The sequence below is a fragment of the Mesorhizobium sp. 2RAF45 genome (genome assembly GCF_052115225.1).
In the GTDB taxonomy this organism is placed as follows: domain Bacteria; phylum Pseudomonadota; class Alphaproteobacteria; order Rhizobiales; family Rhizobiaceae; genus Mesorhizobium; species Mesorhizobium jarvisii.
This window is the reverse complement of record NZ_JBFRGG010000018.1, coordinates 76,992-97,709: the sequence shown is the minus strand read 5'-3', so window position 1 is coordinate 97,709 and position 20,718 is coordinate 76,992. Positions and strand designations below refer to the sequence as shown.

The window sequence follows — 20,718 nt, the reverse complement described above, 5'->3', positions numbered from 1 at the left end:
AGAGCGGAGACGACGGTTCTCATCAAACCCTCTCCAACAGCAGGTCGGCGTTGTCCTCGAGCCTGGAGCCGGCGTACCGCTTTAAATTCACCTGGGTGAGCACACTCCCGACTGGAACTGCGACGGATCCACCGGCCCGGAGCGACTCCAGAACGCCACGGGCGATGCTGCGCCTCGTCTTGGCCCATCGAACGGCAAAAAGCACTGCGTCGGCCCAACGCTTCAGGAGCCTGGTTTCGGGGCCTCCGAGTCCCAACGGCCCGTTGATGATGACGACGTCGTAGACCGAGAGAAGTTCTTCGGTGAACTGGGATTTGTCGACCGTGGACAGAAGCGTCAGCAGATCATCCGAAGGTGCTGGAGCGGCCATGAGATCGATGCCGACTTCTGGCATTCTCGTGATCGCATCCTGGAGCACGCAGCGTTCACTCACATAGTCCCCAAAGGAGTTGTGAGCCTTGATGGTGCCGAATTCGCCACGAAACTCGTTCGTGAGGCGCGCGTCCTTGCGGTCGAGGTCGAGGAAAAGCACCCTTCCTCCCAATCGCGTTGCCGCCAGCGCCAGGCTCCACGCCAACTCTGTCTTGCCATCGTCCAGGATGCTGGACGTCACGAGGACGATGTGCGGCGGCTGCCCCCTTCCCTGAGTTGGCGCCGCAGTGACCAGAAGGGATGTCGCCGCGCGACTGAACGGCGAGTTCTGCTGGCCCAGAACCAGATGCCGCAATTGTTTGGCATGGAGTCCCGAAACCTTGGGAAGCAGTCCTACGCACGGGATCCCAAGCTCGGCCTCGGCTTCAGCTTCGCTGCGCAAGGTCTGGTTGAACATGTTACGGATCAGGACGAAGACCGCCGCCATCAGACCAAATACGATCATGCCGGGTGGAACCAGGAAAATTCTCGACAGGGTGCTGGGATTTGACGGCGGCCATGCCGTCGACAGGACCGCTACACCTGGCGAGGGAGCGGCGATGCGCCGTATCAGGTCCTGCTGCCGGCTAAGGAGCTCGTTGTAGTGCTGTGTCACGATGGTGACCTGCGGCTCAAGGGCACGCAAGCCGGAAAGCTGGCTCGCAGTGTCGGCCACGGCCGCGTCGCGCACCCTCTTGCGGTCCTCGAGAGCCGCAACCTGGGCGCGGTAGACGTTTGCCTCGGCGGCAATGCGCGCGATGCCCTGCTCAATCTCACGGTTGATCGCACTGCCCAGATCGCCGTCCGCAGCGGCACCCGACTGACGTGTCAGGAGGTCGGCCAACACAGGCGATCCGATTTCTTCGGCGATGGCCGATACAGGGGCGCCCGCCTTTCGCAGGTCCTCGATATGGTGAAGGCGCGATTCCGAGGCGGAAAGATTGGCTTTCGACAAGAAAATCTGTCGGCCAAGCTCCGCTGTCTCATTGGCCGCGTTGTTGGCCGCGCTTTGATCAACGGCGCCATGCGTCAGCCGGTACGTCTCCAGCCGATCGGTCGCGTCGACCAGGTCCCTTTGTACTTGCGGCAGGCTGGCGACCAGCGATTCCAGTTCGCGCTGATCCGATGCACGCCGTTTCTGTACGAGATCTTCGATATACACCTGAGCGAATGTGTTCGCGACAAGCGCGGCACGTACCGGACTGGTATCGGTGAAGCCGATGGTGATGACGCGCGAGCGCAGCTCTTGTCCGACCCTCATTCCGCCCCGCAGCGTCTTCAGCGCGGCCGCATCCGCAGCTTCCGGACTTTCGGCGGCAGGTCCACCCTTCGACCAGACCCGGCTCAGCAGGTTGCCCACGAACGAGCCTGACGTGGGCGGGACGGCACTGATGCCGCTTTTTCCGGCGGCGTCGGCTGCCTGCGGTTGGCGCAGTGCCGTCAGAACTCGGCGCAGGTGGGCTTGCGACGAGAGCATCGTCAGATGGTCATCGATGCTCGAATCCAGCGAGTCCTGAGCGGTCGCCGTAGGGTTCGAAGTGCCGGTGCTCGGGGCGTCTATGATGATCTGGGTCGTCGCCTCGAACAGCACCGGACGAGCAAAGCCCGCGAGGCCGGCCAGTATGCCGCCCAGAAGGGCCACGGCAAGCAAGAGCCATTTTCCCGTCGCCAGGGTGACGACGAGCTGATGGAAGGGAGACGGCGGTTGCACGGGCTCGCGCGGCGGTCGCCTCATCCGCGGATTGGTGTCGAGCGTAGCGACGGCCATCTGCGTGGCACGCGGAAGCCTGGCGCGGCTGGCTATGGAACCTTCCATCTCAATCCCCTGTCAGTTCGATATCGTAAGAAGCGTGCATTGCCGGCGCCGATGGCCGCATGGCTTCGTTGCGCCATGCCTGGAACATCAGCAGCGGCCACAAGTCACGGAAATGATCCTGGTTTCCATGCAGATGATCGCGCCAACATGCGTCGACCTTCGCACAGTCGATGACCCCATCTCCGGACAGGCGTGTCGTGGCAATGATATCCGTTGCCCAGTCGCGCAGGGGTCCTCTCAGCCAGGCTCCGATCGGAACGTCGAAACCCTGCTTGGGCCGATCGACCAATCGGCGCGGTACATAACGATCAAGGAGCTGGCGCAGTATCCATTTGCCCTTGCCACTTCGCACCTTGGCATCGGTTGGCAGGCGCCAGGCGAATTCAACGACGCGATGGTCCAGGATCGGGCATCGCCCCTCGAGGCTGTTAGCCATGGTGGCGCGATCGAGCTTCACCAGGATGTCGCCGGGGAGATAGCCGGTCATGTCGTCGAACAGGAGGCGCGACAGCAGGCCGTCGAGCTGTGTGGCGCTGGCATTGGATGCCGCTGGCTTGTGATGAAGAAGCTTGTTGGTCGAAGATTCCGTCAGCCGCTGAAGCAGTTGGTCCTCATTTGCCGCCGCGAACAGGCGGGCGAGGCGGTTCAACCGGTCACCGCGCAATCCGTGCCGCATGTTCGCCGACAGCGGCAGGCTGCCGAACATGTCTTTCTGGGAGGCCTGGGCCAGCAATCCTGCCCCCGCCGCCAACATCCGCCGAAATGATGATGGCAGCTCATGCTGCCTTCTGAGGCGGGTTGCCAGGAAGTGTCGAGAGTAGCCCGCGAAGCACTCGTCGCCGCCATCGCCCGACAGAGCCACGGTGACGTGCCGCCGGGCGAGGCGCGACACCAGCAGCGTCGGTATCTGCGACTCGTCGGCGAACGGCTCGTCCCAGATCCTCGGCAACTCCGGGATGACCTCAAGCGCCGCGGCCGGTGAAAGATGAAGTTCCGTATGGTCGGTGCCCAGATGCCGCGCAACCGCGGCCGCATGAGGGGCCTCGTCGAACCCGCTCTCGCCGAACGCTATGGTGAACGTGCGAACGGGCGTCGGGGACTGCGCCTGCATCAGGGCGACGACCGCCGAGCTGTCAATTCCACCCGACAGAAAGGCGCCAAGCGGCACATCGGCAACCATTCGTTCTTTGACGGCAAGGCGAAGCAGGCTGTCGAGTTCGGTCGTAAGGTCCTCGTCGCTGCCGGCGATCGGATTCCGCTGCGCCTTGCAGGCGACATCGGCCAGCGACCACCAGCGGCGAATGCGATGCGCAAGCGAGCCGGCGCCACGGGCATTGGCGAAATCCGCCGCCGTCACCGACAGGACTGAACCGGGCGGCAGCTTGAACACGCCCTGCCAGATGCAACGGTCATCCGGCACCCACCCTTTCGAAAGCATCGTCGCCGCCGCATCGACATCGAGTTCAGGGGCGAAGCCCGGGAAGCAGGTGATCGCCTTCAGCTCCGAGGCGAAGACAAGCGCTTCAGGTGTCGAGGCGACGTAGAGCGGCTTTTTGCCCATCCGGTCGCGGGCGAGGTGGAGAGTCCGGTTCTTCAGATCCCATAGCCCGAAAGCAAACATGCCGGCGAAGCGCGCAAGTGCCGCCTCGAGACCCCAACTCTCGATCGCGCACAGCATCACTTCCGTGTCGCTGGTGCCGCGGAAATGGTGGCCCCCCCCTTCCAGTTCGCGGCGCAGATCGCGAAAATTGTATATTTCGCCATTGAAGGTAATGACATACCGGCCGCTCGCGGAGTGCATCGGCTGGCGACCGGCCTCCGACAGGTCGACGATGGCCAGACGCCGGTGCCCGAAGGCGATCCCGGCTTCACGGCTCGTCCAGAATGCCTCGCCATCGGGCCCGCGATGACGAAGGGCCATCATCATCGGCCCGATCGCCCTGAGCGAGTTGGTATTGGCTGCATCGGGCGCCAAGAGGATTCCGGCGATCCCACACATTCTAATATCTCCTCTGGCGAACGATCGCGGGGACCGCCTGCGGCGTTCCGGCGACAAGGCAGAGGGTCACACAGAACCACACGATCGGATGGCGGATGATCAGGTGCGGAGCACTGAAGACAGCGATCGAAGCCACGAGCGCCACGAGCGTGTCCTGTCTCGCGCCCCAGGCGGACAAGGCGGCCGAGCCGAGGATCCACAGCAAGGCCAGGACTGAAATCAGGCCACCCTGAGTGTAGAGATCGAGGATCGTGCTATGGGCCTCGAAAGGCCGCGGCAGAAACTGCTGATCGACTGTGGAGGGACGATCAAGGTGCGGGCCTGGTCCGAGACCCAGCGATCCGGATCTTGCTCCCTTGTCCAATGCCTCGTCCCAAAGCTGGAGGCGAAGTGTCGCGGTTTCCGCGGTTGCTTCCCCGCCCTTGTCCTTGGTGAGGCTCTTGGCGAAGTTTTCGGCGTTGGCGGCCTCGCTGAGGGCGTAAGGCGCGATGGAGACCGCCAATGGAAGGAATGCAACGGTGAACAGGAGGGCAAGTTGCCGTGAAAGGCTGACCTTGCCGCCGTCGCTAGTAAGCCATGCCCGAACCCTCAGCCCAAGAAGGATCAGGCAGGCCAGGATCGTCGTATAGAGATAGGTATCGCTCTTTGTCAGCCTTCCGACATAGAAGGTGAGGATCAGGCTGGACAGCCCGAGACATCTTCCCCATGGATTGCTGGTGGTTGTGGCAAGATGCAGGGCCAGTGGACCGAGGAGCGCGCAGTAGAGCGCAAGCTGGTTCGGATTGTCAGACCAACCGCTGAAGCGGTCCCAGAACCAGGGGTGGACGCCAGACTGATGGATCCAGCCGAAACCAAGCCCCACCTGGATGACAAAGCCTGCATTCGCGACAGCGATCATCCACCAGGCGATACGGCGTAAACGGGAAGCAGCGTTGGGTTCCGCGGCTGCCAGGCAGGTAACGCAGACCAACAGCACGTACGCCATCGTGTCATGCATCAACGGATCGAGGAACAGCGTGGTGGTCAGAAAGCCGATGATGGACCCCACGCCCAGGGCAAGCGTCAGGATCACCCAGAAACATGCAAGTTTGGTGAGGGCCGGCGTAACCTCCAGTCGGCCGCCGGCAAGGATGCGGGTGATCGACAGCAATATCCAGAGCGTGAGGAACAGTTCGCTGTAGCCGAACGGCAGCCCGGGGATGCTGAGCTGCACCGCGTAGGACATTGCGATGCCGAAGGCCAGGATCACATCACGGATCATTGCCGCGCCTCACCCAGTCGGGGGCCCCGCGCACCCTCTTCCCTGGAGATCACCGACGCGGGCCGAGCAAGACTGCCGCGGTATTTGCCACCGAGGACAGTCTTGTACAGATCGCAATACTGGTCGACGACCCACGACAGCGAAAAGCGCTCCCGCACGAGGCCGACGGAACGGCTGCCCATGACCTTTCCACGGGCGCGGTCGGACAGAAGATCGATTATTCTGGACGCCAGGCCATCGGCATCGCGCGGCGCGACGAGATAGCCATTCCAGCCATCTTCAACCACGTCATTGCAGCCAGGCATTCTTGAGGCGACGATTGGCAACCCGGACAAACCCGCTTCCAGCAGGACGCGCGGAATACCCTCGCGATACTGTGTTGGAAACGCGAACAGATCCGCCATGCCAAGGAGAGCTGGAACGTCCCGCCTTGGCCCCAAGGCGACGACGTAAGGAGCATATTGCTCGATATCGGACCTGCTGACCGCGAACGGACCTTCAGAGTCCTGCGGACCGACAAGCACGAAACGCGCATTGGGCCTCTCGGAGAGGACGCGGGGAACCGCCTTGATCAGGGTCGGAATCCCTTTCTGGCGAGTCAGCCGACCGACAAAGATTACGACTTCGGCCGACTGAAGCCCAAGCTCCTCGCGCATGGCGGCGGCCGAAGGGCCACGGTACTTTGCTGTCGAGAATGCATTCGGGTCGATGCCAGAACTCCGGATCAGTCGCCCTTTGCCGCGACCCACCAGCCGATAGCGGTCGAAGAAGGCCTGATCGTCACGATTCTGGAAGACCGTCATGGCTGTCCAGAGTGACGCCAGCCCCTGAAGGCCACAAAAGACCGGACGTAGCGCCAGCGCCCGCGGTTCCCGTGATGAGAATGTCCAACCAAGCCCATTGATGGTGCGAATGACCGGAACCTGCCCGCGCACGGCCAGAGGCGTGAGGAGGTTGGGCTTGGTGTCGAAACTTTGAACAATGTCCGGACGCAAATCGGACATCAATTTACGGATCGCGCTGACAGCTCCCCATTCTCCACCGCCACTGGCAAAGCGGTCGAACCCAAAGCTGCGATGCGGAATGCCGTGAGGCGAAAAGGCGTCTCCGGCATCGCTCGAGACGGCAGTGACCCGAAAGCCCCTTTCGCGCAGCGCCAGGAGGAACGGAATTCTAAGCCGGTGATCCTCGCCTCCTATGCAAACCAGATGTGGACTCATCCTGTCCCTCCTGGATGCCGGCAGAATCCCAACCGCGCAAAGCCACTGGCCCTGTGATCTGTTCACGGCCCGGCTTCATCGCCCCAGTACGCACAACACCCAGCCTCACGCTAGGAGCAGGCTTGCGCGTTGTCCTCGTCTGTTTAAATGAAGCAAGGCATTGGGCGGTGCGGCGATGCAGCGGCAACCGCTGTCGGATCGATGAGTTGAGCGGAAACTCATTCGTTCTAACGATGCCAGGGCCGACATGGTCGCGTAGGACACGGCAAAGCCAATCAGCAAAACAAGGGGGCTGTGTTGGAGACGTCGGGGTACCCGCGTTTAGAAAGCCGTTTTCCACGTGCCTTGCCATCCGTTGGCGGTCCGACAACGGATCAAGATGTTGTGATAGATCGCAACAGCAGCCCTCCAGACGGCTTCACATGGAAACAGGCCTCCACCCGCCCTCTGGATATGGGCGGACCAACCACCCGTCTCTTCCCGCGGATGGGCGACGACTTCTCCGAAAAATCGGCGTTCTCGCACCTGGAGCGGGTTGTCGAAAAATACCCGGCCAAGATCGCGATCAGTGACGGCTCTACGTCCCTCAGCTTTTCGGAACTGCTCAACGCAGTCCAAAACCTGGCGGCTGCGATTGCCGGTTCCACCCCACCAGGCAAGGCGGTCGGGATTCTGATCGGAAATACCCTCTGGTATCCGGTGGCCATGCTCGCCGCCATGCGGGCCGGCAGGCCCGCCGTGCCGTTGAACCCCCGGGATCCATTTCAGCGCCTCGTCGCAATTTCCACCAGCGCGCGGCTGGCCGCGATCATCAAGCCAGGGCCAGGTAAACCGGCAGGCTGGCCGGATGCTTCCTCGCTTGAATGGATCGACGCGACAAGTTGCACGGCCACAACGCCGCATGGCAGCCTTTCGGCGTTGCCGCCCGAAGTATCGGTCGATGCTCCGGCAATCGTTCTGTACACGTCAGGCAGTACCGGAGCGCCGAAGGGCGTCGTGAACAGCCAGCGGGCGATCCTCCAACGCGTTCAGCAATATGTGGATGCCTGCCACTTCGGTCCCGACGACGTCTTCATGCCGTTGACCGGGCCGGCGACGATCGCGGGATGCCGCGAGATGATGACCCCGATGCTGTGCGGCGCCACATTGTACCTCTCGGATATAGAGAGCGCCGGCATTCGCGCCGTCCGCGACAATTTCGAGAAATGGCAGGTGACGGTCGTCTATCTTGTGCCGGCGCTGCTGCGCGTGTTGATGAATGGTTCTGCGGCCAACACATTCTCTTCCTTGCGGATCGTGCGGGTCGGCGGAGAAAAGATTCTATGGTCCGATATCGACCGGCTCCGCGACAGCGTCCCCGAGTCCTGCCTTGTCCAGATCAGCTATTCGTCCACGGAAACGACCGGCACGCAATGGTTCCTGCCGAGGGGCTACCAGGAACGCGGCGCAACGGTCCCGGTTGGCTTCGTGCTACCCGGCATCGAATACACCGTCGTGGATGAGAACGCATGCGAGGTCGCCCCGGGCGATGAAGGAGAGTTGCTGATCAGAGGCAACTACTCCACGCTTGGCTACTGGACGGATGGGGAAAACGTCCCTCTCCAGGCGAACTCCGGCAACCCGCTGCTTCGAATCTTCGCAACAGGTGATCTGGTCAAGGTCGACGACACCGGAATGATGTGGATCGTCGGACGAAAGGGACGCCAGATCAAAATAAACGGAAGGCGGGTCGAACCTGCCGAACTGGAACTCGTCCTGCGCCGGGCGCCTCAGGTGGATGATGCCGTTGCGGTGGTGACGGACGCGAACGAACTGGTGGCCTTTGCCGTCCCCGCCAGACCTGGCGGAAGCGAGTTCATTGCTGAATTGCGCGACCTGATCAGGACGGCCCTGCCGCCGGCTGTTCATCCGACGCGCCTGCACAGCGTTGCCGAGATACCGCGGCTCAAAGGCGGCAAGGTCGACGGTGTCAAGCTGCGGGAACTGGATCGCGCACTGAACGCGCAAGGCGCCCAGAACACGCCCATGGCCCGGCAGGCGGCAAACCCGCTTGATATCGAAGGCACCGCGGCGGCCGTATGGGAGAGAATTCTCCCGGGCAAAAGGGCAGCTGGCAGCCGCTGGGACGATGCCGGCGGCGATTCATTGAAATTGCTGCAATTCGTCATGGAACTGGAGACGGCTCTGGGGCGGGAACTCAACCTGGACGCGTTCACGGTCGGGATGAGTTTCGCCGATGTCGTCCGGGCAGCGTCTCCAGGACAAGACACAAGCAGCTCGCTTGTCGAGGCTCCCGACCCGAGACCCGTTTTGTTCATCGTGCCCGGATCGATCGGTTACGGTCCAAGCCTGGCTGCCTTCGGCGCCGAGATGGGCAATGTCGCCAGGGTTGTTGCCGTGCGCTACGGGGATCTGAACGATCTGCTGATGGGACATGGCACGATACCGCGGATGGTGGATGCGGTTGTCGACCAGATCAACCAGGCCCAGCCCGATGGCAATGTGAAGCTGATCGGTTATTCGCTTGGCGGCGGCGTCGCCTTCGAGGTTGCCGCCAAACTTGCTGCCGCCGGTCGGTCGGTCACGTTCCTGGGAATCCTCGACACCAATATCGGGCCTGGACAGCACAACTATCGTGAAAGACTCGCACGCACCGCCCAGCGCATCCGCACGCATCGCGTGACGGTGGATCGCATGATTTTGCGGGCTCTGGCAAAATTGTTTGCCCAATTTGGCGCCGAGGCTTTGCTTGCGAGGGGTATCGACTGGCTGAAATGGAGGAGCTTCGCCAGAACGCGATTCATCTTGCGCCTTGAGCTCGAAGAAGTCCTGCGGATGCGCGCATTTGGCCAGTGGCTCGCGCAACCGAAGCCCACATTGCCGATCACCGCCACCCTGTTTCGATGCAGGCGCACAGGCGTTCCGTCAGACCTTGGCTGGAGTGCTTTCGTCACAGGCCTGAACATAATCCCGATCGTCGGCGGGCACCTGGACATGCTCGTTGAACCCTATCTCAGCCACAACCGTCCGCTGATAGAAAAAGCCTTTGTAGTGAGCGGCACATAGCGGGTGATTCGCGCACGCGGAGGCTGAATCCAGACCGGATGCCCGTGTATCTTGCTGACGGATCCACAACAAATCCGCTGGCACTGCCGTCGTAGCGAGAACAGCCTGGTGCTGCGTCGCCGCGCTGAAATATCCCTAAATAATCAACAAGTACCAGGACCCGGGCAGCCTTCCCGTCGCATAGGCTCTCCTTGCCATGATCAACGATTCTATCAATGGGCGCCGGTATTTGATTTGGCCCTAATATATCCTTTCCAATAGGCAGGCATGGGGCACCACCGAATCGGACGTAAGGATATTTGCATGACAACCCTCCACTATGCCTCGGGTGGGTCGGCCTCCGAGGTCGCAACCGCCGGGTTCAATCTTGTCGACGTTTCATCCGTGGACGAACTCAACGCCTTGCCGGCTGGCACGAAAGGTCTGGTTTGGCTGGATGAAGCCAATGGCGCAACCTCGTCTTTCATTGACAAAGTCACGCCCTTCATCGGCAACCCGAAGGTGTTCGGCTTCTTCCTCGTCGACGAGCCCGATCCCACGGGCAAATGGGGAACCTATGCCACAGCCGACAATCTGAAGGCGGAATCCGACTGGATCCACACCCACCTGCCTGGCGCCAAGACCTTCATCACCATGATGAACATGGGGTCTTCGGCTGATCCCGATTTTTCAAACACTTTCAATCCCGCCAACACGCATATCGACTATTACGGCGTGGATCCCTACCCGGTGCGCACCGGCACAAGCACCGTCGACTACAATATGATCGACAGGACCGTGGCCGCGGCGGTCGCCTCTGGCGTTCCGCTCAGCCAGATCGTTCCGGTTTATCAGACGTTCGGCGGCGGCAACTACACCACCGATACGGGCGGCCAATATGTCCTTCCCAGCGTCGCCCAGGAGCAGACCATGCTGGACCACTGGGCCAAGGTTGCGCCATCGCCCGCCTTCGACTATGCCTATGCATGGGGCTCTCAACAGGGTGACACCGCGCTTGGCGACTCGCCGGCGCTGCAGGCCCTCTTCCTTCAGCACAATCAGAGCACCACCAGCGTGCCTTCGACCGGCGAAACAACTCCGCCCACCAGCACTGTGCCCCCTCCCAGCACGGTGCCCCCAACCAGTACCGTGCCTTCGAGCAGCGATCACACTTTCTACGGCACGGGCGGCGCGGATGTGTTTCACAGCACCACCGGCGTAGATACGATGATCGGTGGCGGCTACAACGACACCTACTATGTCAACAACGTCGGCGACAAGGTGGTGGAACTGTTGGGCGGCGGCAACGATACTGTGCTGGCATCGGTGAGCTATGCGCTGTCGGCCGGCTCGGAGATCGAGCACCTCGCCATCACAAGCAAGTCCGGCACTACGACCATGAACCTCAAGGGAAACGAGTTCTCCCAAACCATAGACGGAAATGCCGGCAGCAACGTCATCAACGGCGGTGGCGGGAAAGACGTGCTGACGGGAAATGGGGGCAAGGACTTCTTTTTCTTCAATGCCGCCCTCAAGACCGGCAATGTCGACAAGATAACCGATTTTAATGTGACCCAGGACAAGATCGTGCTCGACCACAATGTGTTTACCGGCCTTCAAGCGGGCACCCTTCCCACCTCGGCGTTCCACGAAGGCAGGGGTGCGCACGACAGCGGCGATCACGTCATCTATAACAGTTCGACCGGCGCCCTGTCTTTCGACAGCGACGGCGAGGGTGGCGCACATCAGATCCAGTTTGCCACCCTGTCTCCGCATCTGTCTTTGACTGCGTCCTCGTTCATCGTAGCGTGAGCCTTGGGAAACGTCAGACCCTGATCACAAGGGTCTGACGTTTTCTTGAATATACCTCAATATACTTCGGTGAAATACTTTGATGGAACGAACCGCTCCAACGAGCATTGGTCCATCATGAGCACTCGCGGCATCGAATTCCTGCAGAAATGGGTGGAGGATAATGTGCCGCCCTATTCGAAATCCGACCCGACCCTTGCGGCCAAACTCGCCGAGCAAGTGACGGCGGACGCCATCAAGGCGGGAATTCGCCCCGAGGAAATCTCGGAAGAAGTCGGAAGCATGTTGACCACCATGCTTGAAGTGCTCGACCAACGCGATACGAAATGATTGCGCGGCCAGTTGCATTGGCAACGTCGCACAGGTCCACGGCCAACACGCCTGCTGCTCGGCCGAAGTGAGGTCCCCACCACTTCATGATCACCAGCCAAGCCAGTGTTTATGGCTTTTATCGCCTTGGTCAACCCGGGACAGTCTCGTACTCTTCCAAGACTCGCGCGATGATCTTGTCGAGGTCGTGAGGTTCAGCACCGTTGACTTGTATCAAGGGCCATCCATCCTGACGCAGGCACTTGCCGATCTCCCTTGAGATATTGGCCTGCCTCAAGCCCCTGTCCACGCCGAGTTCGAACAGGAGGACCTCCAGGAGCGGTTGCTGGGCATGCCGATCCATAAGACGGCGGCGCAGCGTTTCCTGCGGCGCATCGAGCTGGATAAGGAGGTCTGGTCGCGGCATGAACGCCAGGCAGTCACGAACCACGTCAATGCTTGGAGTTCGCGCCAGCACAACCAGCGCGCATAAAGCCTGGATTAGGCCCTCTTCGAAAATGAAATAACCTTCCGATTGCTGCGCTTGACGCCATGACTCACACAGCAGGGCGATATCGACCTTCATGCGCCATGACCATGTGCGGCTTCGTAGTGGGATTGACGCCAGAAGCCGCGCCGCGACACCATCCTTCGGCAGGGTCGACAGCAAGACTGGGCCGGAGGTGGCAATCTTTTTGCCAATGCGCCCAATGCCATGGCGTACTTCCGGACCATCTTCCTGGGCCGACCCATATTCAATCAGGCGATACCCGTTCACTGTCTTCACGTTGATGCCGTGTTTCGCCATCCCCTGGCAGAGGCCGCGAAGAAGTGTGGTCTTGCCTGCACCAGGCGGCCCAAACAACTCGATGATCATCACGCAATGCCCAAATGTCTCCGAGCAGGCAGTCATTCGCCTGCATGTCGAAGATTAGCCGGATTACGAGCCACACCAACGTTCATTTGAATGACCTTTCATATATGCCGGAGGCACGCGGGATTGGCCCTTGGCAAGCGTCTCAAGATCGGGGACCTCCGGGCGGCCCGGCCGTTCCTGAAGGGGAATTGGAGAACTTCCTCGAGGCCGGGGGCGGGAAAGCGCTGTCTGATCAAGATTGAGGCATCATCCGAATGATTGATGAAAAGATTTCGGTGGCGAGTGATGGTCGACGTTCAGCTTGGTGGGGCCCTGAATGTCTTCAGCGTATTTGCAGTCTGAAGCGGTGAATCAAGACCTGCGGGTGGATTGTCGACCGACGACGACCCGCGGATGGTCAGATATTCCCGAATATGCTCTTGACGAAGAGGGACCCCTCTGGCGCCCCTATCAGCAGATGGGCGCCGGTTTTGCTGACATTCCCATCTTCGATCACCTTAGAAACGTCGCAAGGCAATATCCCGACAAGCTCGCGATCGGCGACGGCGTCAATCGCCTGACTTATTCCGAGCTTTTCAGGGCTGTCGAGACATTGTCGTACCGTATCGCTGCCGTCGTTCCCGAAGGACAGGCGGTCGGAATCCTTCAGGCCAACTCGGCCTGGTACGCTGTGGCGATACTGGCGAGTATGGCGGCCGGGCGGCCTTCGGTTCCGCTCAACATGAGAGATCCGGGCTCTCGGATCATCGAGATTGTGAATGCCGCACGCCTCGGCGCCATTATAGGCGCTGGAAACGTTCGCCCAATCGATTTGCCGCAGGAAGTCCTATGGATCGATATTGCGGCTGGCGTCGCGCCGAACGGTCAACAGGCATCACAGCAGCCACAGCTCCCTTCGGTTTCCGTCGATGCGCCCGCAATGGTGCTTTACACATCAGGCAGCACAGGACGCCCCAAAGGCATCGTCAACAGCCAACGCAGTCTGCTGTGGCGGGTCCGGCAATATGTCGACGCGTGCCATATCAACGCGGATGACGTTTTCCTGCCGCTGACCGGGCCTGCCACGATTGCCGGTTGCCGGGAGATTTTTACCGCACTGCTGACGGGCGCCACGTTGCACCTTCTCGAGGTGGAGGCGGTCGGCCTCCGCGCAGTCCGTGCTCGGGTTCAAGCCGAAGGTGTGACGATCGCCTATCTTGTGCCGGCGCTGCTTCGAGCACTGTTGACCGAGGCCCCTCCTGACGCTTTCCAGTCGCTCAGAGTGGCCCGGATCGGTGGCGAGAAGGTATCGTGGACGGACATCGCCTTGCTGCGCAAAGCCGTTTCGGACCAGTGCCTGATCCAGATCGGCTACTCGTCAACCGAGACCACCGGCTCGCAATGGTTCCTGCCGCAGGATTGGCCGGAGCAAGACGCATCGATCCCCGTCGGCAGGCTGCTTCCCGGGATGGCATTCGCCATTGTCGACGAAGCAGGACACGATGTCGGGACAGGCGAGAGTGGAGAGCTTCTGATCAGAAGCCCCTATGTTCTGCTTGGCTATTGGGAGAACGGCGTCGTCATTCCCGCGCGGCCGGACCCGGACGATCCCGGTGTGCGGGTTTTTGCGACGGGCGACCTCGTTCGGCTGGACGATGATGGCCTGTTGCGCATCGTCGGCCGCAAGGGGCGCCAGATCAAGATCAATGGTCGACGCGTCGAGCCCGCCGAGCTCGAACGGGTCCTGCGTTGCGCGCCTTCGGTGGCGGATGCCGTGGCAATCGTGACGCCGGCCGAGGAACTCATTGCATTCGCGGTTGCAAAGCGCTTCGCCGAAGCTGCTTTCGCGGAGGAGCTTCGTCAGCTCGTCAGAACGACGTTGCCGGCGCCGCTGCGTCCCTTGCGGTTGCACACCATCGCGGAGATCCCACGCTTGCCGGGAGGCAAGGTTGACCTGGCAACGCTCACCGAAATGGATCGTACGGAGAGAAAGACCGCGCCAGCCGTCCAGCCGCCCGCTGCCCGACCGCTCCCCGCAGGAGGCCAACTGAATACAAGGCAAATGGTGCAGCACGCGTGGATGCAGGTTCTCAACACGGGCGCTGCGGCTGGAAATTGGGATGAGGCGGGGGGAGATTCGCTGCAGCTGCTGCATTGCGTCATGGCGATCGAGAGCGCCATAGGGCAAGAGCTCGGCCTCGAGGCCTTCACCGTCGGTATGAGCTTCGACGAGATGGTTGAGGCTGTCGTATCCGCACAGGCGGGCGAACGACACGCCAAGAAGCATCACCCTCCGGTTCTTTTCCTGTTTCCAGGGTCCGTCGGTTATGGTCCGAGCCTGGCTGCGTTCGCAGCCGCCATGGGCAAAGTCGCCCGGGTGAACCCCATTCGATATCCTGGCCTCGCTGCGATATTGGACGGACGTAACAGTCTCTCTGCCATGGCTGCCGCCGCACTCGAGCAGATAGACCGCGCCCAGCCTGACGGCCCTGTGCGACTTCTCGGCCATTCGCTTGGTGGCGCGGTTGCGTTCGAGGTCGCGGCGCGGCTTCTGGCGGCCGGTCGATCGGTAAGGTTTTTGGGTATCCTCGATACGAGCCTTCTGGACGAGCCGAGCAACCATTGGGAAACACTTACCCGCACATTCCATCGCATTCGCACCAATCGCATATCCGCCCACCGGATGGCTTGCCGAGCTCTTGCCAAGATCACCGTCGCCATGGGTTGCGAGGCGTATCTCGCCAGGATTCTCGACCGCTTTGGCAAGGGAGAATTCAGCCCGACAAGCTTCAGAACCAAACTGGAACTGCAGGAAGTCTTGCGGGCGCGGTCTTTCTTCCAGTGGCTCGCGGCACCCAAACCGGCCCTGCCCATCTCCGGCACCTTGTTCCGATGCCGTCGGGAGGGAATGCCTCGGGCCCTGGGCTGGGAAAGTGCTCTGGCACATTTGGACGTGGTTCCGATCATCGGCAACCACATCGACCTTGTCGTAGAGCCCAATCTTGCCACCAACCGCCCGCTCATCGAGACGGCCGTCGTGCAGACCTACTCCCCGGCCGAGTCTCGCAAAAGGGAGGATCTGTCATCGACGTGATCTCACATTTCAGCAAGGACATGCTGGTGCTCGATGCTCGTGCGGAGGTCGATCGAATCGTTGACACCTTGCGCAAGCAGGTTCTTGGCACGCTCCGCCGTCGCGGAGTGGTTGTCGGCCTTTCCGGCGGCATCGACAGCTCCGTCGTCGCGACCCTGTGCACACGGGCGTTCGGCAAGGACAAGGTCTTGGGCCTGTTCATGCCGGAGCGCGATTCCTCCGGCGACTCCCTGAGACTTGGCCGCCGTGTCGCGTCACAGCTTGGCATTGAGAATATCCTGGAAGACATAGGCCCGGCAGTGGAGGCCGTCGGCGCTTACCGTCGGCAGATCGAGGCGATCCGGACCGTCGTTCCCGACTATGGGGACGGCTGGAAATGCAAGCTGGTGATCGAACCGGTTCTCGAGAGCAACGGCCTCAACATCACCCGGCTCACCGTCCAGGATCCGGAGGGCAAGGTCGACACGGTGCGTCTGTCGCCTGCTGCCTATCTGCAGATCGTCGCCGCAACCAACTATAAGCAGCGTCTGCGCAAGATGACGGAATACTACCACGCCGACCGCCTCAAATATGCGGTTGCGGGGACACCAAATCGTCTTGAGTACGACCAGGGGTTCTTCGTCAAGCAGGGTGACGGAACCGCCGACGTGATGCCGATCGTCCACCTTTACAAAACCCAGGTTTACCAGCTCGCGGAATATCTCGGCGTGGACGAGGAAATCCGCCAGCGGGCACCGACCACCGACACATTCTCCATGGCGCAAAGCCAGGAGGAGTTCTACTTCGCGCTGCCCTATCATCTGATGGATCTATGCCTCTACGGCCTGAACCAAGGGATCGCCAACGACGAGGTCGCGGCGGTTGCCGGCCTCACCGAGCCCCAGCTGCAGAAGGTTTTCAAGGACATCGACGCGAAACGGCGGGCCGCCCACTATCTTCACGCACGGCCTTTGCTCTCCGTGGAAATTGGCGAGGATTGAGCGGGAATGTGCGGCATCGCTGGAATTGTGGCCCTGAACGCCGCGGCGGCTTCTCCTTCACGCGAGGCGCTGATGAGAATGGTGGGCACGCTCTCGCACAGAGGTCCGGACGAGCGCGGCCTTTACCGGGACAAACGCGCGGGGCTGGCGCATGCCCGCCTGTCCGTCGTCGATCTTTCCAGCGGCCAGCAGCCGCTTGCGGACACAGGCGATACGACCTGGATCGTGTTCAACGGCGAGATATTCAACTATGTCGAGCTGCGGGAAAAGCTGATTGCGCTCGGCCACCGCTTCCGAACCCGCAGCGACACCGAGGTCGCGCTGCATGCGTATCGCGCGTGGGGCGAAGCGGCCTTCGAGCGGATGAACGGCCAATGGGCGATCGCAATCTGGGACTCAATAGCAGGTCGTCTCGTCCTGTCGCGCGACCGGTTCGGCATTTGCCCCCTGCATTTTTGTGAGCATGCGGGCCGCCTTTATTTCGCCAGTGAAGTGAAGGCCATTTTCGCCGCTGATCCAACCATCCCCCGCGCGTTTGATCCTGCCGGCCTCGATCAGACTTTCACGCTCTGGACGGTCGTTCCACCGCAGGGGGTATTTCAGGGAATCCACGAGCTCGTGCCCGGGCATGTCCGCATCTACCAGGATGGCACTGTTCGCGAGCAGGTCTTTTGGCAGCCTTCCTACCCCGAGAATTTCGGAGTGCTGCAGGGCGAGTTCACCGGGTCGTGCGATGACGCGGTGGACCGCGTGCGTGGCGCCCTCGAAGCCGCGACGGCACTTCGAATGGTGCGCGCCGACGTGCCTGTGGGGTGTTACCTCTCGGGAGGGCTGGACAGCTCGCTTGTGGCGACACTGGGAAGGCGCTTCGCCGGCCGACGCTTCCAGACCTTCTCCTTGCGTTTTGCCGACGCCGAATATGACGAGACCCGCTTCCAGCGGCTGGTTGCCGAAGCAACCGGCAGCGAACACCACGAGGTGGTGGTTTCGCGCGGCGATATCGCGGCAATCTTTCCTGAGGTGATCTACCACACCGAGCGCCCGATACTGAGGACCGCCCCGGCGCCGCTGTTCCTGCTGTCGAGGCTGGTGCGCGAGCGTGGCATCAAGGTCGTGCTGACCGGCGAGGGTGCCGACGAAATGTTCGCCGGCTACGACCTGTTCCGCGAAGCCAAGGTCCGCCGATTCTGGGGACGCCAGCCGACGTCGACACGACGCTCACGCCTCCTGGAGCGGCTTTACCCGTATCTCACCCGCTCGCCGGTGCAACAGCAAGCGATGGCGCGCCAGTTTTTCGGGCGCGGGATCGAGGCCTATGAGGCGCCCGGCTTTGCCCATGATACGCGCTGGCGCAGCACCGGCGCCATCAAGCGTCTGTTCTCCGCGGATCTGCGCGCCGAATCCCAGCGCCGCGACGCCGTGTCGGAGTTGCTTGGCCGTCTGCCCGAGGCGTTTTCGCGCTGGAGCCCTCTTGCGCAGGACCAGTATCTTGAGGTCCAGACGTTGATGTCGGGCTATCTGCTTTCCTCGCAGGGCGACAGGATGCTGATGGCTAACTCCGTCGAGGGACGCTTCCCATTCCTGGACGATGAACTTGTGAGGCTCGCCAATTCACTTCCGCCTTCCTACAAGCTGCGTGTCCTTGATGAGAAGCACGTGCTGAAACGCGTGGCGGAGCCAATCGTGCCCTCCGAGATCGTAACCCGCAAGAAGCAGCCATTCCGGGCACCCAATGCGCTTTGCTTCGCTGCCGACGCCGCACCGGAGTACATTCGCGAAGCGCTTTCAGAGACGGCTATACGCAAGGCGAATGTTTTCGATCCGGCTTCGGTGACACGCCTGCTCGACAAGTGCCAGGCCAGGACCGGTGACGGTGATCTTTCCAATGCCGACAACATGGCGCTTGTCGGCGTGCTGTCGACCCAGCTCCTTCACCAGCAGTTTGTCGCGAGCTGTCCCAGTGCAACCCACGTGCGTGGGCTCAGCGTCGACGTCGACCGCGAACATCGGGAGGAGTGCTTGCATGTTGCATGATGCCGTACCCCTGCTGCATGACTACCTCGCCCACTCCGCCGGCCGGCTCGGCGACAAGGTGGCGCTGGTGTGCGGCAAGCAACGTGTCACCTATGGCGAGCTCGAGGCGCGCGCCAATGCAGTCGCCACGGATTTGGCCGCATCAGGGGTCGCACGCGGCGACCGCGTGATGATCTTCGCCGACAACACCGTCGAGACGGTGGTGAGCTTCTGGGCGGTGCTCAAGGCGAATGCGGTGGTGTGCATCGTCAACCCGCTGACCAAGAGCGACAAGCTTGACTATCTGCTCAACGACTGCCGACCCGCAGCGCTGATCACGGATGCGCATCTGCACTCGATCTTCCGCGAACCGGCGCGCAGCTGCCCGTCACTTCTGCGGACGATCGTTTCCGGATCGATCGATGACGACGAACTCTCCCGATTGCCGCAAGCCGTACGCTGGGACATCGCGGTCGCCGCAAGCGACGCGCCGCCGGTGCGGCGCTGCATCGATATCGATCTTGCCGCCATCATCTACACGTCCGGCTCGACAGGGGAACCCAAGGGCGTGATGCTGACGCACAGGAACATGATGACCGCATGCACGTCGATCGCTTCCTACCTCGAGCTTGCCGAGGAGGAGGTGATCCTCAATGTCCTGCCCCTCGCCTTCGATTACGGCCTGTACCAGATGATCATGGCGTTTCGCACCGGCGCCCGGCTGGTGCTCGAACGTTCGTTCGCCTTCCCGGCGCAGATCCTTGGGCTGATCAGGCAAGAGGGGGTTACGGGTTTTCCCGGCGTGCCGACCATCTTTGCGGCGCTCTCCGAGCTCAAGTCCCTCAAGGACCAGGATTTCTCAAGCATTCGCTACGTCACGAACACCGCGGCGGCCCTGCCTCTCAAGCATATTCTCATGCTTCGGGAACTGTTTTCGAGCGCACGCATCTATTCGATGTACGGCCTCACCGAATGCAAGCGTTGCACCTATTTGCCGCCGGAGGATCTCGCGCGAAAGCCGTTGAGCGTCGGGATTGCGATCCCGAATACGGAAATGTGGATCGTTGACGAACATGACAGGCGGGTCGCCCCCGGCGTCGTMGGCCAGCTCGTCATTCGCGGCGCGACAGTGATGAAGGGATACTGGGGCAAGCCCGAAGCGACGGCCAGGAAGCTCAAACCCGGCCCGCTGCCCGGCGAGCAGGTCCTATACACCGGCGACTACTGCCGGATGGACGCGGAGGGCTACCTCTACTTCGTCGGCCGTGGTGACGAGATCATAAAGTCGCGAGGCGAGAAGGTGGCGCCGAAGGAAGTCGAGAACGCCCTTATGGATATTCCCGGTGTCCGGGAAGCAGCGGTCATCGGTGTTCCCGACGAACTCCTTGGGCAGGCCGTGAAGGCGTTCGTCGTGATGGAGAATGGAAGAACCATCGGCGAAAAACAGCTGCAGATGGAATGCCAGAAACGACTAGAAAACTTCATGGTTCCGAAGTCCATCGTCGTTGTGGCCAGCCTGCCGATGACGGATACCGGCAAACTCAAGAAAACGGCTTTGTCATGAGGTGGGCTCGGGGACGAGGTCGCTTAATTTATGGTGTCTTACAGAGGGCGAATTCATGTTGACGATCAAGGACCGCACCGGAATCTACAGCGAGCAGATCCGCAGTTTCCTGGTTTCGAATTTCTACGTGAGCGACGTGAAGACATTGATGAACGACACGTCCTTGCTCGATCAAGGCATCGTCGACTCGACGGGAGTGCTTGAGATTATCGGCTTCATCGAGGAGACCTTTGGCATCATCGTGGAAGACAGCGAGCTCTTGCCTGAAAACCTCGATTCCATTCAAGGGATCGAGCAATACATCATCCGCAAGATGAACTGATTGCCGGCGCAAAGCC

General features: G+C 61.3%; 13 protein-coding genes. 8 read left to right on the top strand and 5 right to left on the bottom strand.

The window, feature by feature from the left end:
- Positions 1 to 22: 22 nt before the first annotated feature.
- Genes AB4Z43_RS30315 through AB4Z43_RS30300 form a run of 4 tightly spaced genes read right to left on the bottom strand, consistent with a single transcriptional unit; the run spans position 23 to position 6,707 of the window.
- Positions 23 to 2,227, bottom strand: a complete 2,205-nt coding sequence (locus AB4Z43_RS30315) for a GumC family protein (RefSeq protein ID WP_019860128.1) — start codon at positions 2,225 to 2,227, stop codon at positions 23 to 25.
- Position 2,228: 1 nt separating this feature from the next.
- On the bottom strand, positions 2,229 to 4,226 hold the full coding sequence (asnB, locus tag AB4Z43_RS30310; RefSeq protein ID WP_441940448.1) for an asparagine synthase (glutamine-hydrolyzing): 1,998 nt from the start codon (positions 4,224 to 4,226) through the stop codon (positions 2,229 to 2,231).
- A 1-nt stretch (position 4,227) separates the two neighbouring features.
- Positions 4,228 to 5,487: an O-antigen ligase family protein gene (locus AB4Z43_RS30305; RefSeq protein WP_019860130.1), complete on the bottom strand. Its 1,260-nt coding sequence runs from the start codon at positions 5,485 to 5,487 to the stop codon at positions 4,228 to 4,230.
- On the bottom strand, positions 5,484 to 6,707 hold the full coding sequence (locus AB4Z43_RS30300; RefSeq protein WP_441940430.1) for a glycosyltransferase: 1,224 nt from the start codon (positions 6,705 to 6,707) through the stop codon (positions 5,484 to 5,486). Before AB4Z43_RS30300 ends, AB4Z43_RS30305 begins: the two co-directional genes overlap by 4 nt.
- A gap of 294 nt (positions 6,708 to 7,001) precedes the next feature.
- Here AB4Z43_RS30300 and AB4Z43_RS30295 point away from each other — a divergent pair, with 294 nt between their 5' ends.
- From AB4Z43_RS30295 to AB4Z43_RS30285, 3 genes are all read left to right on the top strand, one after another.
- Positions 7,002 to 9,773, top strand: coding sequence for an AMP-binding protein (locus AB4Z43_RS30295; RefSeq protein ID WP_441940428.1), 2,772 nt, complete (start codon positions 7,002 to 7,004; stop codon positions 9,771 to 9,773).
- A 303-nt stretch (positions 9,774 to 10,076) separates the two neighbouring features.
- Positions 10,077 to 11,564 (top strand): calcium-binding protein, encoded by a 1,488-nt coding sequence (locus AB4Z43_RS30290; RefSeq protein ID WP_019860133.1) that lies wholly within the window; start codon positions 10,077 to 10,079, stop codon positions 11,562 to 11,564.
- A 117-nt stretch (positions 11,565 to 11,681) separates the two neighbouring features.
- The gene (locus tag AB4Z43_RS30285) at positions 11,682 to 11,894 is read left to right on the top strand and encodes a DUF768 domain-containing protein (RefSeq protein ID WP_019860134.1); all 213 of its coding nucleotides are present in this window, start codon (positions 11,682 to 11,684) and stop codon (positions 11,892 to 11,894) included.
- Between the two features lie 130 nt (positions 11,895 to 12,024).
- Here AB4Z43_RS30285 and AB4Z43_RS30280 read toward each other — a convergent pair whose 3' ends face one another.
- A complete protein-coding gene (locus AB4Z43_RS30280) occupies positions 12,025 to 12,750 on the bottom strand; it encodes an AAA family ATPase (RefSeq protein WP_038644785.1) in 726 nt (241 codons plus the stop codon).
- 316 nt (positions 12,751 to 13,066) lie between these two features.
- On the opposite strand from AB4Z43_RS30280, the gene AB4Z43_RS30275 reads away from it, so the two are divergent.
- Genes AB4Z43_RS30275 through AB4Z43_RS30255 form a run of 5 tightly spaced genes read left to right on the top strand, consistent with a single transcriptional unit; the run spans position 13,067 to position 20,702 of the window.
- Positions 13,067 to 15,823 carry an AMP-binding protein gene (locus AB4Z43_RS30275; RefSeq protein WP_441940425.1) on the top strand — a complete coding sequence of 919 codons (2,757 nt, stop codon included), beginning with the start codon at positions 13,067 to 13,069 and terminating at the stop codon, positions 15,821 to 15,823.
- Entirely contained in the window at positions 15,820 to 16,803 is a 984-nt protein-coding gene (gene nadE / locus AB4Z43_RS30270; RefSeq protein WP_083246621.1) for an NAD(+) synthase, read from the top strand. The genes AB4Z43_RS30275 and nadE overlap by 4 nt, the downstream gene beginning before the upstream one ends.
- A 6-nt stretch (positions 16,804 to 16,809) precedes the next feature.
- On the top strand, positions 16,810 to 18,837 hold the full coding sequence (gene asnB / locus AB4Z43_RS30265) for an asparagine synthase (glutamine-hydrolyzing) (protein ID WP_441940423.1): 2,028 nt from the start codon (positions 16,810 to 16,812) through the stop codon (positions 18,835 to 18,837).
- Entirely contained in the window at positions 18,827 to 20,380 is a 1,554-nt protein-coding gene (locus AB4Z43_RS30260) for a class I adenylate-forming enzyme family protein (RefSeq protein ID WP_441940421.1), read from the top strand. Before asnB (AB4Z43_RS30265) ends, AB4Z43_RS30260 begins: the two co-directional genes overlap by 11 nt.
- Positions 20,381 to 20,435: 55 nt before the next feature.
- Positions 20,436 to 20,702, top strand: a complete 267-nt coding sequence (locus AB4Z43_RS30255; RefSeq protein WP_019860142.1) for an acyl carrier protein — start codon at positions 20,436 to 20,438, stop codon at positions 20,700 to 20,702.
- Positions 20,703 to 20,718 lie beyond the last annotated feature (16 nt).